The 15,506-nt window shown below is 66.6% G+C and carries 14 protein-coding genes and 1 tRNA gene; 6 read left to right on the top strand and 9 right to left on the bottom strand.

Going from position 1 to position 15,506, the window contains the following annotated elements:
* The 4 genes from ACESL5_RS05210 to ACESL5_RS05195 form a co-directional block, all read right to left on the bottom strand.
* Nucleotides 1-642 (bottom strand): alpha/beta fold hydrolase (locus ACESL5_RS05210; protein ID WP_372591727.1); only part of this gene is annotated, 642 nt, incomplete at its 3' end.
* Nucleotides 643-659: 17 nt separating this feature from the next.
* Complete coding sequence (locus tag ACESL5_RS05205; RefSeq protein ID WP_372591726.1) at nt 660-1,211, bottom strand: YggT family protein; 552 nt, start codon at nt 1,209-1,211, stop codon at nt 660-662.
* Between the two features lie 37 nt (nt 1,212-1,248).
* The gene (gene proC, locus ACESL5_RS05200) at nt 1,249-2,088 is read right to left on the bottom strand and encodes a pyrroline-5-carboxylate reductase (protein WP_372591725.1); all 840 of its coding nucleotides are present in this window, start codon (nt 2,086-2,088) and stop codon (nt 1,249-1,251) included.
* A 144-nt stretch (nt 2,089-2,232) separates the two neighbouring features.
* Complete coding sequence (locus ACESL5_RS05195) at nt 2,233-2,901, bottom strand: YggS family pyridoxal phosphate-dependent enzyme (protein WP_372591724.1); 669 nt, start codon at nt 2,899-2,901, stop codon at nt 2,233-2,235.
* 137 nt (nt 2,902-3,038) lie between these two features.
* On the opposite strand from ACESL5_RS05195, the gene ACESL5_RS05190 reads away from it, so the two are divergent.
* The 5 genes from ACESL5_RS05190 to thiO all read left to right on the top strand — a co-directional run bounded on the left by ACESL5_RS05190 (nt 3,039) and on the right by thiO (nt 7,816).
* Nucleotides 3,039-4,088, top strand: coding sequence for a type IV pilus twitching motility protein PilT (locus ACESL5_RS05190; protein WP_372591723.1), 1,050 nt, complete (start codon nt 3,039-3,041; stop codon nt 4,086-4,088).
* Nucleotides 4,089-4,145: 57 nt separating this feature from the next.
* Nucleotides 4,146-5,291 (top strand): PilT/PilU family type 4a pilus ATPase, encoded by a 1,146-nt coding sequence (locus ACESL5_RS05185; RefSeq protein ID WP_372591722.1) that lies wholly within the window; start codon nt 4,146-4,148, stop codon nt 5,289-5,291.
* Between the two features lie 53 nt (nt 5,292-5,344).
* Nucleotides 5,345-6,499 (top strand): PilT/PilU family type 4a pilus ATPase, encoded by a 1,155-nt coding sequence (locus ACESL5_RS05180; RefSeq protein WP_372591721.1) that lies wholly within the window; start codon nt 5,345-5,347, stop codon nt 6,497-6,499.
* 61 nt (nt 6,500-6,560) lie between these two features.
* Nucleotides 6,561-6,634 (top strand) — tRNA-Gly (locus ACESL5_RS05175).
* 99 nt (nt 6,635-6,733) lie between these two features.
* Nucleotides 6,734-7,816: a glycine oxidase ThiO gene (thiO, locus tag ACESL5_RS05170; protein ID WP_372591720.1), complete on the top strand. Its 1,083-nt coding sequence runs from the start codon at nt 6,734-6,736 to the stop codon at nt 7,814-7,816.
* A gap of 12 nt (nt 7,817-7,828) precedes the next feature.
* Here thiO and ACESL5_RS05165 read toward each other — a convergent pair whose 3' ends face one another.
* Both ACESL5_RS05165 and ACESL5_RS05160 read right to left on the bottom strand, forming a co-directional pair.
* Nucleotides 7,829-8,167, bottom strand: a complete 339-nt coding sequence (locus tag ACESL5_RS05165) for a P-II family nitrogen regulator (protein WP_372591719.1) — start codon at nt 8,165-8,167, stop codon at nt 7,829-7,831.
* Nucleotides 8,168-8,248: 81 nt separating this feature from the next.
* Entirely contained in the window at nt 8,249-10,525 is a 2,277-nt protein-coding gene (locus ACESL5_RS05160; RefSeq protein ID WP_372591718.1) for a primosomal protein N', read from the bottom strand.
* Nucleotides 10,526-10,703: 178 nt separating this feature from the next.
* On the opposite strand from ACESL5_RS05160, the gene rpsT reads away from it, so the two are divergent.
* Nucleotides 10,704-10,964: a 30S ribosomal protein S20 gene (rpsT, locus tag ACESL5_RS05155; RefSeq protein WP_372591717.1), complete on the top strand. Its 261-nt coding sequence runs from the start codon at nt 10,704-10,706 to the stop codon at nt 10,962-10,964.
* 127 nt (nt 10,965-11,091) lie between these two features.
* Here the strand turns inward: rpsT and pyrE are convergent, their stop codons facing one another.
* The 3 genes from pyrE to clpB form a co-directional block, all read right to left on the bottom strand.
* Entirely contained in the window at nt 11,092-11,739 is a 648-nt protein-coding gene (gene pyrE / locus ACESL5_RS05150; protein ID WP_372591716.1) for an orotate phosphoribosyltransferase, read from the bottom strand.
* Between the two features lie 52 nt (nt 11,740-11,791).
* Nucleotides 11,792-12,787: a TIGR00341 family protein gene (locus tag ACESL5_RS05145; RefSeq protein WP_372591715.1), complete on the bottom strand. Its 996-nt coding sequence runs from the start codon at nt 12,785-12,787 to the stop codon at nt 11,792-11,794.
* Between the two features lie 119 nt (nt 12,788-12,906).
* A complete protein-coding gene (gene clpB / locus ACESL5_RS05140) occupies nt 12,907-15,498 on the bottom strand; it encodes an ATP-dependent chaperone ClpB (RefSeq protein WP_372591714.1) in 2,592 nt (863 codons plus the stop codon).
* Nucleotides 15,499-15,506: the final 8 nt, after the last annotated feature.

Genomic DNA, 15,506 nt, shown 5'->3' with positions numbered 1-15,506 from the left:
GGTGATGATCGCCTGGCGCGCCACCTCGTTGAAGGCGATGTTCTGCGCCGAGAGCTTCGGCGCCGCGGCGATCACGACCGCGTGGGCGACCGCCTCGGGGTAGCTGATCGCCCACTGCATCACCTGCATGCCGCCGAGGCTGCCGCCGGCGACCGCCGCCCAACGGGAAATCCCGAGCCGGCGCATCAGCGCGTGCTGGCTGTTGACCCAGTCGCGCACCGTGAGGATGGGGAAGTCCGGGCCGTAGGGACGACCGGTCTCGGGGTTCTCCGACAACGGCCCGGTCGAGCCCTTGCAGCCGCCCAGGTTGTTCACGCAGACGACGAAGAACCGATCGGTGTCGATCGGCTTGCCCGGGCCGATGGCGGTATCCCACCAGCCCGGCTTGCGGTCCTCGGGGCGGTGCCGGCCGGCGGCGTGATGGTCGCCCGACAGCGCGTGGCAGATCAGCACGGCATTGTCGGCCCGCTCGTTGAGCTCGCCGTAGGTCTCGTAGACCAGTTCGTATTCCTCGATCCGGCGACCGCAGTCGAGCAGCAGGGGCGTGTCGATGTGCGCGGTCTGCGGCTCGACCAACCCGACCGAACCCGGCTGGTGCGTCGTGCCGTCGACCGACGGATTCTTTGCGGTGGATTCGCTCATCAACGTCCTCTTGGCGTTCAGCCCATCAGCAGGTTGCCGACCACCATCTGGGCGACCTGGATGATCAGCAGCACGGCCAGCGGCGACAGGTCGATCCCGCCGATGGGCGGGATCACGCGGCGGACGGGCTCGACCACAGGGTCGGTCAAATCCGAGAGAAAGGCCACGCCCGGGGAGCGCTCGTTGCCCAGCCAGGAGGCGACCGCCCGCAGCAGCACCGTCCAGAAGAACAGGTTGGTCACGGTGAGGAACGCGAAGTAGAGCGTGCCGATGAACAGGCCGGTGCCGTTCAGCCCCACCCCGCGCATCGCGGTGATCGCCCAGACCATCAGAAACACCGTCAGCAGCGCGAACACCAGCGAGGCAATGTCGTGCCTTCCGACCGGCTTGATGATCGTGCGCAGCGGGTTGAGAACCGGGTCGGTGATCTTGACGATTGCCTGCGTCACCGGGTTGAAGAAATTCGCCCGGAACAGTTGCAGGAAATAGCGAGCAAAGGCGACGAAGGCCACCAGTTCGAAAAGCACCCGGACCAGGAAGACGCCCGGGTCCCCGAAACTACCGTTCATTGATCACCACTCCCGGTGTTGTCGTTTCGCACTGCCATCAGGACTGCCCGCTCTCGCCCATCTTGGCGGCCAGCTCCCGGCTGCGGTCGCGAGAGGCGCGAACGGCCCGGCCGAACGCCTCGCGCACGCCGGATTCGTCCAGTTCGCGGATGGCCCGCTCGGTGGTCCCGCCCGGCGAGCTGACCCGACGGCGCAGCTCGGCGGGCGACTCGTCGGCGGCCAGCGCAAGCTTGGCCGCGCCATAGACCGTCTCGAGCGTCAGCAAGCGGGCCACCGCGGGCTCCATGCCCAGCTCCTCGGCCGCCGCCTGCATGGATTCCATCAGGTAGAACACGTAGGCCGGGCCACTGCCGGACAGCGCGGTGATCTCGTCGATCTGCGACTCCTCTTCGAGCCACTGGACCACGCCCACGGCGCGCATCAGCGACTCGGCATCGCTACGCTGCTCGGCACTGACCCCCTCGGCAGCGAACAGGCCCGTGGCACCGCAGCCGACCATCGAGGGAGTGTTGGGCATGGCCCGGACGACCGCCCGGTGACCGTCCAGCCACGCCTGCAGCGCGCTGACGGGAATGCCGGCGGCGATGGACACCACCAGCTGGCCGGCGGCGACATGCGGGGCGAGATCCTCGGCCACGGCCTGCATCATCTGAGGCTTGACCGCCAGCACGACCAGCTGAGCCCCAGCCAGCGCCGCGGCGTTGTCGGCCGTGGTCTCGATATCGAGACGCTCGGCCAGACCGCGTCGACGCTCGTCGTCCGGTTCGGAAACGACGATCGACGGCCGGGCACCGGCCGGCGCATTCTGCAACATGCCGCCGATGAGGGCCGCGGCCATGTTGCCGCCGCCGATAAAGGCAATTCGCGTGGCGTTCATTTTCTCACCTGCCGTCTGGTTGATGGACAGTCGGTACGGGACCGGCACGATCCGAGCGAATCGGACTCCGCCGGACAGACCGTGAAAATAACACGAATCGCCCCCCGTTGCGGGTGGACGGGCGTTCAAGGCCAGTCGGACCGGTCATTCGCGGGCGCCGAACAGCGCCGTTCCGACCCGCACGATCGTCGCCCCCTCGGCAATGGCCGCTTCGAAGTCGCCGCTCATGCCCATCGACAGGTCCGGCAGGGGCGACGGCAGCGAGGCGTTGATCTCGGCCAGTTGCCGGAAGGCGGCCATGTTGCCCGGGCGGGGGATGCACATCAGCCCCCGCAGGCACAGCGCCGGGTAGTCGGCACAGACGGCCGCGATGGCTGGGACATCCGCCGGCTCCGCGCCGGACTTGCTTGCCTCGCCGTCGACGTTGACCTGGATCAGCACGTTCAGCGGGCCCAGTTCCGGGTCGCGCTGCTCGCCCAGACGGCGCACCAGCTTTACTCGATCGACGCTGTGGACCCAGTCGAAGTGCGCCGCGATCGCCCGCGTCTTGTTCGACTGTATCGGGCCGATGAAATGCCACACCAGGTCCCTGCCCGCCAGCGCCTCCTGCTTCTCCAGGGCCTCCTGCAGGTAGTTCTCGCCGACGTCCCGCTGGCCCAGGTCGGCCAGGTCGGCGATGGCCTCGACCGACTGGCGCTTGCTCACCGCCACCAGCCGTACCGGGCGATGCTCGCCGGTCCGCGCCTCGCGCTCGGCCTCGGCGTCCCGGATCCGCTCGACGATCCCGTGATATGCGCTTTCTCGATTTCCCATCTTGCACCTTGCTCGCGTTCGTTTTACCTTGTCACGGCACCGTCAGGCCGTGCCCGACACCCGGAAGCTCCCGGCCTGCAGACGGCATCACCAATGGACTTGAACCGGGAGACACACCTCCCCGAAAGGACGATCGCATGGCCGAATCCCGAGATATCGACTCCCTCCTGATGTTCACCGTCAAGAACGGCGCGTCGGACCTGCACCTTTCGGCGGGCGAACAGCCCCGGGTGCGCATCGATGGCGACATCCGCAAGGTCAACGTGCCGGTGATGGACCACAAGCAGGTCCATTCCATGGTGTACGACATCATGAACGACCGGCAGCGCAAGGAGTACGAGGATAACCTCGAGGTCGACTTCTCCTTCGAACTGCGCGGGCACGCTCGCTTCCGGGTCAACGCATTCAACCAGAACCGCGGTGCGAGTGCGGTCTTCCGCACCATCCCGAGCAAGGTCCTGACGCTCGAGCAGCTGGATGCGCCGGCGGTGTTCAAGGACCTGTGCGACTATCCCAACGGCATCGTGCTGGTCACCGGCCCGACGGGCTCGGGCAAGTCGACCACGCTCGCGGCGATGATCGACTACGTCAACGATCATCGCAACGACCACATCCTGACCGTGGAGGATCCGATCGAATTCGTCCACGAGTCGAAGAAGTGCCTGATCAACCAGCGTGAGGTCCACCGCGACACGCACAGCTTCAACGCCGCCCTGCGCTCAGCGTTGCGGGAGGACCCGGACGTGGTCCTGGTCGGCGAGCTGCGTGACCTGGAGACCATCCGCCTGGCGTTGACGGCCGCCGAGACCGGCCACCTGGTCTTCGGTACGCTGCACACCAACTCTGCGGCCAAGACCATCGACCGGGTCATCGACGTGTTCCCCTCGGCGGAGAAGGACATGGTCCGCGCAATGCTCTCCGAATCCCTGCGGGCAGTCATCTCGCAGACCCTGCTCAAGAAGATCGACGGCGGGCGTATCGCGGCCCACGAGATCATGCTGGGCACGCCGGCCATCCGGAACCTTATCCGGGAGAACAAGATCGCCCAGATGTACTCCGCGATTCAGACCGGTCAGGCCCAGGGCATGCAGACTCTCGACCAGAACCTCAAGCACCTGGTCAACCGAGGCATGGTGTCCAAGTCGCTCGCACGGAGCCGGGCGAAGAACAAGAACGACTTCATGTAAGTCGTGTCGTCGGCCCGTCGGGCCGATCCACAGTAAGGGCAAGCCGAGACCGAAACGATGGATCGTCAACAAGCAGCAAACTATGTACAGGCCCTCCTCAAGCGGGCCGTGGACCGAAACGCCTCCGACCTGTTCGTCACCGTGGGGGCGCCGCCGTCGGCCAAGATCGACGGCAAGGTCATCCACCTGACCGACCAGAAGCTCTCGGTGGAGAACACCCAGATGCTGGTCCGCTCGATCATGACCGACAAGCAGGTCGCCCGCTACGAGGAGACCCACGAGTCCAACTTCGCCATCTCGCTACCCGGCGTGGCCCGCTTCCGGGTCAACGCCTTCATGCAGCGCGGTTCCGAGGGCATGGTCCTGCGCATGATCCGCTCGGAAATCCCGAACTTTTCCGAGCTCAAGCTGCCTCCCGTGCTGGGCGACATCGCCATGACGGCACGCGGACTGGTCATCTTCGTGGGCGCTACCAGTTCGGGCAAGTCGACCTCGCTCGCGGCCATGCTCGATTACCGCAACGAGAACTCGCGCGGGCACATCGTGACCATCGAGGATCCGATCGAGTTCGTGCACAAGCACAAGGGCTGCCTGGTCACCCAGCGCGAGGTCGGCATGGACACCGAATCCTTCGGCGCCGCGCTGAAGAACACCCTCCGCCAGGCACCGGATGTCATCCTGATCGGCGAGATCCGCGACCGGGAGACGATGGATCACGCCATCGCCTTCGCCGAGACCGGCCACCTCTGCCTGTCGACGCTACACGCGAACAACACCAACCAGGCCCTCGACCGGATCATCAACTTCTTCCCCGAGGAGCGCCGCCAGCAGCTGCTCATGGACCTGTCGCTCAACCTCAAGGCGGTGGTCTCGCAGCGACTGTTGCCCAAGGCGGACGGTGACGGACGGGCTCCGGCCGTCGAGGTGCTCATCAACACGCCGCTGATCGGCGACCTGATCTTCAAGGGCGACGTCTCCGAGATCAAGGAAGTGATGAAGCGCTCGCGGGAACTGGGGATGCAGACCTTCGACCAGGCGCTGTTCGACCTCTACGAAGCCCACGAGGTCGATTACGACGAGGCGATCAGCAAGGCCGACTCGGTCAACGACCTCCGGCTGCGCATCAAGCTCGAGAGCAAGCGCGGACTGCCGAAGAGCCGCGATGACGACGCGTCCAGCGAACTCCGGGTCGAAGCCGACTAACGATCCCCTCGCCCCGCGACGGAACGCGGCCTTCTCCAAAGGATTCCCGACACATGAGCCAACTGAGCCTCGAACCCTACCTCAAGCTGCTGTCCGACAAGGACGGCTCGGACCTGTACTTCAGCACCGGCACCACCCCGGCGATCAAGATCCAGGGCGACATGCGATTCATCGGCAAGGACCGTTTGCGTAGCGGCCAGGTCGAGGAACTGGCTCGCTCGGTGCTCAACCAGCACCAGATCGACGAGTTTCTGGAGAATCTCGAGCTCAACGTAGCGCTGTCACGGCCGGGGATCGGCCGTTTCCGCATGAACGTCTTCATGCAGCGTGGCGAATGGTCACTCGTCATCCGCTATATCCGCGAGCAGATCCCGCGGGCATCCGAGCTCAACCTGCCGATGGTGGTCGAGGACCTGGTCGCCGAGCGCCGAGGGTTGATCCTGGTCGTCGGCGCGACCGGCTCGGGCAAGTCCACCACGCTAGCCGCCATGATCGACTACCGGGCGGAGGCGTGCCCCGGACACATCCTCACCATCGAGGATCCGATGGAATTCGCCTTCAAGCACCGCAGCTCGGTGGTCAACCAGCGCGAGGTCGGGGTGGACACCCGCAGCTACGCCGCGGCACTGAAGGAAGCCCTGCGGGAAGCACCCGACGTGATCATGATCGGCGAGGTCCGCGACCGGGCGACGATGGAGCACGCGCTGGCCTACGCCGACACCGGCCACTTGTGCATCAGCACGCTGCACGCCACCAACGCCAACCAGGCGCTGGACCGCATCATCCGCTTCTTCCCGTCCGAATCCCGCGACCAGCTCCTGATGGACCTGTCGCTGAACCTCAAGGCCATCATTTCCCAGCGCCTGATCATTGGCAACGACGGCCGCCGGCTGCCGGCCGTCGAGATCATGATCAACACGCCGCTCGTTTCCGACCTGATCAAGCGTGGCGAGGTGGATGCCATCAAGGAATCGATGCAGAAGAACACGTCGAACGGCACGATGACCTTCGACCTGTCCATCCTGCAGCTGCACAAGAAGGGCCTGATCACCCGCGAGGAGGCCCTCGCCAACGCCGACAGCCGCAGCAACATGGAATGGCTGATCAGCTTCGGCAGCGGCCAGGACGACCTCAAGGCCGCCGCGTCCGACTCCAGCGGCATCAAGACGAATGCAGACGACGAGAGCGGCCTGCCGCCGCTGGAGTGATCCCGGGCGGGGCCATCCCTTGCGTTTGGCCCACGAGCCTCCGATAATGCTGCCCACCTTTGCGGGTGTAGCTCAATGGTAGAGCAGAAGCTTCCCAAGCTTAAGACGAGGGTTCGATTCCCTTCACCCGCTCCAGTTTCTCCTGCCTGACCGGGCGGACTCGACAGATCGGGCCCGCGCGGCGCCCCGGATTCGCCACTTGCCCATCGCCCGCCGAAGCGCCAACATCGAGCCGTGAATTCGACTACCCCCGACATCCTTGTCGTCGGTGCCGGCATCGCCGGGCTGACCACCGCCCTGGCGCTGCGTCACGAGGGGGCGAGTGTGACCGTCGTCGACCAGAGCCAGCCGGGCACCGAGGCCTCCTGGGCCGGTGGCGGCATCCTCTGCCCGCTCTATGCCTGGCGCTACCCCGACGCCGTCCTGGCTCTCGCGGCCCGTGGCATGCGGGACTACCCGGCCCTGATCGAATCACTGACAGGTGACACCGACCCGGAACACCGCGTCACCGGAATGCGGATCCTGGACCCCGTCGGAGCGGAAGAAAGTGCCGCACAGATCGGCGAGCGACTGGCACGATATGGCATCCGTCACCAGTGGCTGGATTCCCCGGACGCGGGGCGGGCATCGCTGGTTCTGCCGGAGGTCGCCAACGTCCGCAACCCGCGACTGCTGCAGGCCCTCCGGGAAACGGCCGAGGCCCACGGCATCGAGATTCACGCCAACCGGCGTTGCGAGCAGGTGATCGCCCGGGCGGGACGATTTGAGCGCATCGAGACCTCGGCTGGCCGAATGCGCGCCGAGCGGCTCGTGGTGGCCGCGGGCGCGTGGAGCGAGCCCCTCATCCCGCAGGCACGCGAGGATAGCGTCTTTCCGGTGCGCGGCCAGATGCTGCGGATGGAACCCCACGGGAACAGCCGCTTGGAGACCATCGTGATGGACGAAGGCGTCTACCTCATTCCCCGCGTAGACGGGTCGATCATCGTCGGCTCGACCGTCGAGCGCGCCGGCTTCGACAAGACCGTGGACATGGCCGTCCAGCAAGCACTCCACCGCAAGGCGATCGAATGCTGGCCGGATCTCGCCGAGGCCTCGGTGACTCACCGCTGGGCAGGCCTGCGCCCGGGCTCCTCCGACGAGGTGCCCATCCTCGGCGAACACCCGAGCCTCGAGGGCCTGTGGGTGAACACCGGCGGCTATCGCAACGGCTTGGCCATGGCCCCGGCAACGGCGACATTCCTGACCGACCTGATCACCGGTCGCAGCCCGGCCCTGGACCCCGCGCCCTACCGAGTGGCGCGAATACTCTCGGCCTGAACGGCCAGTCGCTCAGAGCGCGTCCTCGTTCTCCTCGCTCGTGCGGATGCGCACCGCGCGCTCGACCGGGGACACGAAAATCTTGCCATCGCCGATCTTGCCCGAGTACGCGGCCTTGACGATCGCGTCCACCACGGCATCTTCCTGGTCGGCGGCGATCACCACCTCGAGCTTGACCTTGGGCAGAAAATCGACGACGTACTCCGCGCCACGGTAGAGCTCCGTGTGACCCTTCTGGCGGCCGAAGCCCTTGACCTCGGTGGCCGTCAGGCCATTGATCCCCAAGTCCATCAGCGCCGTTCGCACATCGTCCAGCCGGAACGGTTTGATAATCGCTTCGATCTTCTTCACGTCGCTACTCTCCAAACAGGATGGTGTTGCCCGGGCAGGCCGGCTGCCCACAGTGTAATGCACTCGGCGAAAGTCGCGTGCTCAGGCCAGATCGATCGGGTCGACGTCGATCGACCAGCGTATCCGCTGGCCCGGGCGACGCGACCCCACCCTCTCGTCGATGTGCCACAGCGCCCGGTGGAGCTCGCTGCGAATCCGGGCCAGAATCAGCAACTGGTACCGGAACCGGCCGGCCCGGCGCCCCAGCGGCGCCGGAACCGGCCCCCAGACGGAAAGTGCCTCGCCATGGGTTTCGCGCAGCGTGCCGGCGACCTCCGTCAGAAACGCCCGCACCGCATCCGCCTGCGGTGCGTCGGCACGAACCAGCGCGGCAAAGCGGGTGGGCGGCAGCTCGGCCTGCTCACGCTCCGCCAGCTCGGCGGCCATGACGGCGGCATAGCCGTCGGACAGCAGCCGGGTGAGAACGGGGTGGGCCGGGTCATGTGTCTGAACGAGCACCTCGCCGGGGCGCTCGGCCCGCCCCGCGCGACCTGCCACCTGCAACAGGGACTGCGCAAAGCGCTCGGGGCCGCGGAAATCAGACGCGAACAGGGCCTGATCGGCGCTGATCACGCCAACCAGGGTCACGCCGGGAAAGTCGTGCCCCTTGACCAGCATCTGGGTGCCCACCACCAGCCGCGCCTCGCCTCGAGCGATCCGCGCCAGGCTCTCAGCGAGCACCCCCTTCCCCGCCGTGGCATCCCGATCCAGGCGCACGATGCCAAATCCGGGAAAGCGCGCGGCCAGCACGTCCTCGAGTTGCTCGGTCCCCATGCCCCGCACCGACAGGGGTGCGTGACAAGAGGGGCATTCGCGGGGCACCGCCTGCTCGAACCCGCAGTGATGGCAACGCAGGCGATTGACCTCGCGATGCCAGGTCAGGTAGGCATCGCAATGCGGGCAACCGGCCACGTACCCGCAGGCATGGCAGACCAGGCTGGGCGCGTACCCGCGTCGGTTCAGATAGAGCATGACCTGGCCGCCGTCGAGCAGGTGGCGCTCGATGGCTCGCATCAGGGCCGGCGAGATGCCGCCCTCCATGGGCTGGGCGCGGATGTCCAGGCAGTGGATCGCCGGCATCTGCGCCCCGCTGGCCCGCTGCGTGAGTGTCAGGTGACGGTAACGGCCCTCCCATGCGTGGCGCAGGCTCTCCAGTGAGGGGGTCGCCGATCCGAGCAGGATGGGGATGTCCATCTGTCGGGCGCGCCAGATGAGCACGTCGCGGGCATGGTAGAGAAAGCCCTCCTGCTGCTTCAGGGCCGCATCGTGTTCCTCGTCGACAACGATCAGTCCGGGCCGCGCCAGCGGCACGAAGGCTGCCGATCGGGTCCCGATGACCAGCGACGCGCTGCCGGCTGCCACCGCTCGCCATGCAGCCATCCGCTCGCCGTCGGAGAGCCCCGAGTGCAGCACCGCCGGACGGACCGTCAAACGACGCGCGAACCGGTCGATGAGCTGCGGGGTCAGAGAGATCTCCGGGACCACCACCAGCACCTGCAGACCAGCAGCCAGCGCCTGCTCGATCAGTGCCAGGTACACCTCCGTCTTCCCACTGCCCGTCACCCCCTCGATCAGCCACGTGGAAAAGACCCGGCCGGCCTCCTCGACCGCCGTGACGGCCGCCCGCTGCTCGTCGTTCAGGACCGGCGGAGGTGTATCGCCGACCGGAGTCTCGACCGCCGTCGAAGGCGGCCACGTGGCCGGGGCGGTGATCTCGTCGAGGTCGACCCAGCCCTGCTCGACCAGGCGCCGACGCACCGGGGCGCTCGCGCCGGGGAGTTCGCTCACCGCCACCGGGGCCTTGCCGGGGCATGTGGCCAGCATCCCCAGCACGTCCTGCTGGCGACTGCCACGCACGCGGCCCTCCTCCAGCGCCACCCGGCCGTCCGCCGTCAGGCGCAGCGCCGGCACCCGCAGGCTGCGCTCGCCTCGCAGGGCGGCAGGCAGGGCCGAGAAGACCACCTCACCCAGCGGATGGTGATAGTAGGCAGCAGCCCAGACGAGACAGGCCAGCGTGTCGCTGTCGAGCAGCGGCTCGTGGTCGAGCACCTCGATCAGCGCTCGTGTTTCCTGCCCCGCCTCGTCTCTGACCGGCTCGAGGATCACGCCGACACGCTCCGACTGTCCGAAGGGAATACGTACCCGTACCCCCGGTCGAGGCGCCGGGCCGACCGTGTCGTGATCATGATGGTAAGTGAAGCCGCCGAAAAAGGGACCGGGCACCACCACCATCCAGCAGGCACTTCCGGAACACCCCGCATCCGGGGAATCCCCTGTCACGTGGAAATCGTCCTGCCGGGCTTTGTCGACTTCGTTCATGACTGGCAGGATAACCCAGTGCCCGGCCCCGGTGCCCCCGGCGCGGTTACCCCGTACTCCGGTCACCGGCAGGGGATCAATGACTTGACTCGATGCCCAGACATGGCATAATCCCGCGCCTTGAATTGATATTTCTATCAGATCATCGAGTTTCAAAGCCGAATCGAGGAGTTTACCCGTGGCCAATACCGCTCAAGCCAAAAAGCGCGTTCGCCAGGCGGAGAAAGCCCGCCAGCACAACATGGCGATGCGCTCGCAGGTACGCACCGCCTACAAGGCCGTCATCAAGGCCGTGAAGGACGGTGATGCGGACAAGGCGCAGCAAGCTTATCGTGCAGCCCAGCCGGTCCTTGACCGGATGGTTACCAAGGGCATTCTCAAGCGCAATACCGCCGCTCGCCGCAAGTCGACCCTGGTCAATCGCATCAAGTCGATCTGATCCGGGCCGGCACCCTGCCCGGGTGTCGGTGGCGACAGCCGCGTTCGCATAACGAAAAGCCCCGCTCAATGTCGAGCGGGGCTTTTTCTTGTCCGTGTTCCCGCGGATCCCGCGGGGTCCGGAACGATCAGCCCGTCACGCCGTAGCGGGCCCGGTACTCGGCCATTGCCTCGGCAGACCCGGCCAGGCTCGCATCGCTGGCACAGAACTCGATCAGGCCGTCGAGGTTCGCGATCGCGATGACGTCGAGATCGTGATCCCGCTTGAGCTCGCCGATTGCCGACAGATCGCCCTTCCCCCGCTCCTGGCGATCCATCATCACCGCCACCCCGACCGGGGTGGCACCGGCTCCCCGGATCAGGTCGAGCGACTCGCGGATGGCGGTGCCGGCCGTGATGACGTCGTCGACGATCAGCACGCGTCCGTTGAGCGGGGCCCCGACCAGGTTCCCACCCTCGCCGTGGACCTTGGCCTCCTTGCGGTTGAAGCACCACGGCACGGCGTCGCCCGTCCGCTCGGCCAGCGCGATGGCCGTCGCCGCCGCCAGAGGAATCCCCTTGTAGGCCGGACCGAAGATCACGTCGAACTCGATGCCCGCATCGAGAATCGCGTCGGCATAGAATCCACCCAGCGCCGACAGGGCCCGCCCGTCGGCAAACGAGCCGGCGTTGAAGAAATAGGGGCTCACCCGCCCCGACTTCAGCGTGAACTCACCGAATTTCAGCGCCTGGTGTTCGACGGCGAACTGGACAAAGGCCTGACGATAATCCTGCACGGCAGATGCTTCCTCGACAAATAATGTGTGTGGTGACGCTGGGGCAAACGATTCAGTACTTGGCCACCCAGATCAGAACGGCCAGCACCAGGAGCGACACCCCCCAGAAGGTGAACGACCAGCGCAGTGACCGGCGCGCCCGACTCTTATCGGGCCACTGGCGCGGGGTGATGCCCTTGAGCACGAAGACCAGCTTGGCCGACAGGTTGATCGCCGCGATGTTGATCGCCAGCATCAGGCCGGCCGAGATGGCATTGTCCCACTGCCCCCAGCCCACGAACAGCCCCAGGGCAGCCGCCGGCGGCATGAGCGCCACGGCCACCATGACCCCCACCAGGCCGGCCGCCGCACCGGAGGTGAGCGACAGAACCGCTGCCGCCCCGGAGGCGAGCGCCAGGATCATGGCGGGGTAGCTGACGTTGGTACGGTCGAGCAACTGGCTATTGGTGACCGGGTCGATCACCAGGCCTATGGCAAGAGCCAGCCCGACCGAGAGGCCGAGGCCGACGAAGTTGGCCGATACCGCGCGCCGGGACAGCTCGGTGTCTCCGAGGGTAGTCCCGAGGGCGAGCGCCAGATTCGGCGCCAGCAACGGCGCGATCACCATCGCCCCGATCACCACCGCCGCGCTGTCCTCGAGCATGCCCATCGCGGCAACGACGGCCGACAGAGCGCAGAGGAGCAGGTACGTCGAGGTGATCGTCCCACCACTGGACACCTCGGCGTAGAGCTCCTCGCGGGAGCGCATGGCCTCGGAGGTTCGGGCATCCTCGGCACCTTCTTCGCCGGCGGACTCGCCCGCCACCGGCAGGGTCGCCTGCACGCCGTAGATCATGATCCGCGCGTTGTCGCAACGGTCCAGTATCCGCTGCAAGTCGTCCAGCACCTCCTGCTGACCGTCGGGGCGGACCACCAGCTCGGTGGAAAAGCGCTCGTCCTCGAACGACGAGGTACGCCACCAGTCGACCACGTCGTGCGAGTCGGCGATGCGGGCAATGGCCGCCATCTCGCTGGTCGGCGCGACGATTTCGATGATCTTGAGAGCCACGCGGGATTCCTTGCTGGGTTCGCCCCGAACCTTAACCGAAAAGGCCACCCGCGGCGAGTTGCCGTGGGTGGCCCGAGAAGCCTCCGATCGGAGTCGTGTGGCGAGATACGCCCCGGGGCTCAGCCCTTGCCTAGGACCAACTCCCCGTCGGCCACGTCGATGGTCACGGTCTGACCAGGCAGGTACTCGCCCTTGAGGATCGCCTGCGCCAGCGGGTTCTCCAGCCGATGCTGGATGGCCCGCTTGAGCGGCCGGGCCCCGTAGACCGGATCGAAGCCCGCCTCGCCAAGCGCATCCAGGGCCGCATCCGTGAGCGTGAGCCCGATCTCGCGATCCGCCAGCCGCTTCCTGAGATAGTCGATCTGGATGTCGACGATCTTGCGGATCTCGCTGCGATCCAGCGGGTGGAAGACCACCACGTCGTCGACCCGGTTGATGAACTCGGGCCGGAAGTGCTGACCGACGATCTCGAGGACCTCGGTCTTCATCTGCTCGTAGTCGGCATCCTGCCCGGCCAGCTCCTGGATCCGCTGGCTGCCGAGGTTCGAGGTCATCACGATCACCGTGTTGCGGAAATCGACCGTCCGGCCCTGCCCGTCGGTCAGGCGGCCGTCGTCAAGCACCTGCAGCAGGATATTGAACACATCCGGGTGGGCCTTCTCCACCTCGTCGAGCAGGATCACCGAGTAGGGCTTGCGGCGCACCGCCTCGGTGAGATAACCACCCTCCTCGTAGCCGACGTAGCCCGGGGGCGCCCCGACCAGTCGGGCCACGGAGTGCTTCTCCATAAACTCGGACATGTCGATGCGCACCATCGCCTCCTCGGTATCGAAGAGGAAGGAGGCCAGCGCCTTGGTCAGCTCGGTCTTGCCCACGCCCGTGGGCCCGAGGAACATGAACGAGCCGTTGGGACGATTGGGGTCGGACAGCCCCGCCCGCGAGCGGCGGATGGCATCGGAGACCGCCCCGACCGCCTCGGACTGGCCGATGACGCGCTTGCCCAGCGCCTCCTCCATGCGCAGCAGCTTGTCCTTCTCGCCCTCGAGCATCTTGGACACCGGGATGCCGGTCCAGCGCGAGACCACCTCGGCGATCTCCTCGGTGCCCACGGTGCTGCGGAACAGCCGGGGCTTCTCGGCCTCGCCCTCGGTCTCTTCCTGGGACTGTGCTTCGGCCAGCTCTCGCTCGAGTTCGGGGATGCGGCCGTACTGCAGCTCCGACATGCGGGTCAGGTCGCCTGCACGGCGCGCGGTCTCCAGCTCGGTGCGTGCGCGGTCGAGCGCCTCCTTGATGTGCGTGGTGCCGGCGACGGCGGCCTTCTCGGATTTCCAGATCTCCTCGAGGTCCGAGTACTCGCGCTCGAGCGCCTCGATCTCCTCCTCGAGGTTGGCCCGGCGCTTCTTGGACGCCTCGTCGGATTCCTTCTTCAGCGCCTCACGCTCGATCTTGAGCTGGATCAGGCGCCGCTCGAGCCGGTCCATCTCCTCGGGCTTGGAGTCGATCTCCATGCGAATGCGGCTGGCCGCCTCGTCGATCAGGTCGATCGCCTTGTCGGGCAACTGCCGATCGGTGATATAGCGCTGCGAGAGCTGGGCGGCGGCAACGATCGCCGGATCACCGATCTCGATGCCGTGGTGCACCTCGTAGCGCTCCTTGAGACCGCGCAGGATCGCGATGGTGTCCTCGGTGGACGGCTCGTCGACCAGCACCTTCTGGAAGCGGCGCTCGAGCGCGGCGTCCTTCTCGATATTCTGGCGGTACTCGTCGAGGGTGGTCGCGCCGATGCAGTGCAGCTCACCACGCGCGAGCGCCGGCTTGAGCATGTTGCCGGCATCCATGGCGCCCTCGGCCTTGCCGGCACCGACCATGGTGTGGATTTCGTCGATGAACAGGATCACTCGCCCTTCGGCCTTGGCGATGTCGTTGAGCACGCCCTTCAGGCGCTCCTCGAAGTCGCCGCGGAACTTGGCCCCGGCGAGAAGCGCACCCATGTCGAGGGAGAGCACGCGCTTGTCCTTGAGACCTTCGGGCACCTCGCCGTTGACGATGCGCTGGGCCAGCCCCTCGACGATGGCGGTCTTGCCCACGCCAGGTTCGCCGATCAGCACCGGGTTGTTCTTGGTGCGTCGCTGCAACACCTGGATGGCGCGGCGGATCTCCTCGTCACGGCCGATCACCGGATCGAGCTTGCCCTGCTCGGCGCGCTCGGTCAGATCGAGGGTGTACTTCTCGAGCGCCTGTCGGGCGTCCTCGGCGTTGGGGTCGTCGACCGACTGACCGCCACGAAGCTTGTCGATGGCCTGTTCGATCGCCCCCTTGGAGGCACCTGCGCGGCGCAGGGTCTCGCCCAGCTCGCTCTTGTCCTCGATCACCGCCAGCACGAACAGCTCGCTGGAGATGTACTGGTCGTTGCGCTTCTGCGCGAGCTTGTCGGTGACGTTGAGAAGGCGGGAGAGGTCGTTGGAGATGTGCACCTCGCCGGCCTCGCCCCCGGAGACCGCAGGCTGCCGGTCGAGCATCTCGCCCAGCTGCGAGCGCAGCATGTTGACGTTGATATCCGATTGCGTCAGTAGATGACGCACGGTGCCCCCCTCCTGGTCGAGCAGGGCCACCATCAGGTGGACCGGCTCGATGAACTGATGGTCCTGTCCCACGGCCAGTGACTGGGCGTCGGCCAGGGCCATCTGGAACTTGGCAGTCAGCTTGTCCATTCGCATGA

It is taken from the genome of Guyparkeria sp. (assembly GCF_041687595.1).
Taxonomy (GTDB): domain Bacteria; phylum Pseudomonadota; class Gammaproteobacteria; order Halothiobacillales; family Halothiobacillaceae; genus Guyparkeria.
Note: the sequence above shows the minus strand (reverse complement) of the source record. Positions and strands in the feature narration are given on the sequence as shown.

Bases quoted from the DNA above. Each gene is read 5' to 3' on its own strand.
- ACESL5_RS05185 (WP_372591722.1), top strand. From the start codon at position 4,146: ATGGATCGTCAACAAGCAGCAAACTATGTACAGGCCCTCCTCAAGCGG.
- ACESL5_RS05180 (WP_372591721.1), top strand. From the start codon at position 5,345: ATGAGCCAACTGAGCCTCGAACCCTACCTCAAGCTGCTGTCCGACAAG.
- ACESL5_RS05190 (WP_372591723.1), top strand. From the start codon at position 3,039: ATGGCCGAATCCCGAGATATCGACTCCCTCCTGATGTTCACCGTCAAG.
- ACESL5_RS05205 (WP_372591726.1), bottom strand. From the start codon at position 1,211: ATGAACGGTAGTTTCGGGGACCCGGGCGTCTTCCTGGTCCGGGTGCTT.
- ACESL5_RS05160 (WP_372591718.1), bottom strand. From the start codon at position 10,525: ATGAACGAAGTCGACAAAGCCCGGCAGGACGATTTCCACGTGACAGGG.
- proC (WP_372591725.1), bottom strand. From the start codon at position 2,088: ATGAACGCCACGCGAATTGCCTTTATCGGCGGCGGCAACATGGCCGCG.
- clpB (WP_372591714.1), bottom strand. From the start codon at position 15,498: ATGGACAAGCTGACTGCCAAGTTCCAGATGGCCCTGGCCGACGCCCAG.
- ACESL5_RS05195 (WP_372591724.1), bottom strand. From the start codon at position 2,901: ATGGGAAATCGAGAAAGCGCATATCACGGGATCGTCGAGCGGATCCGG.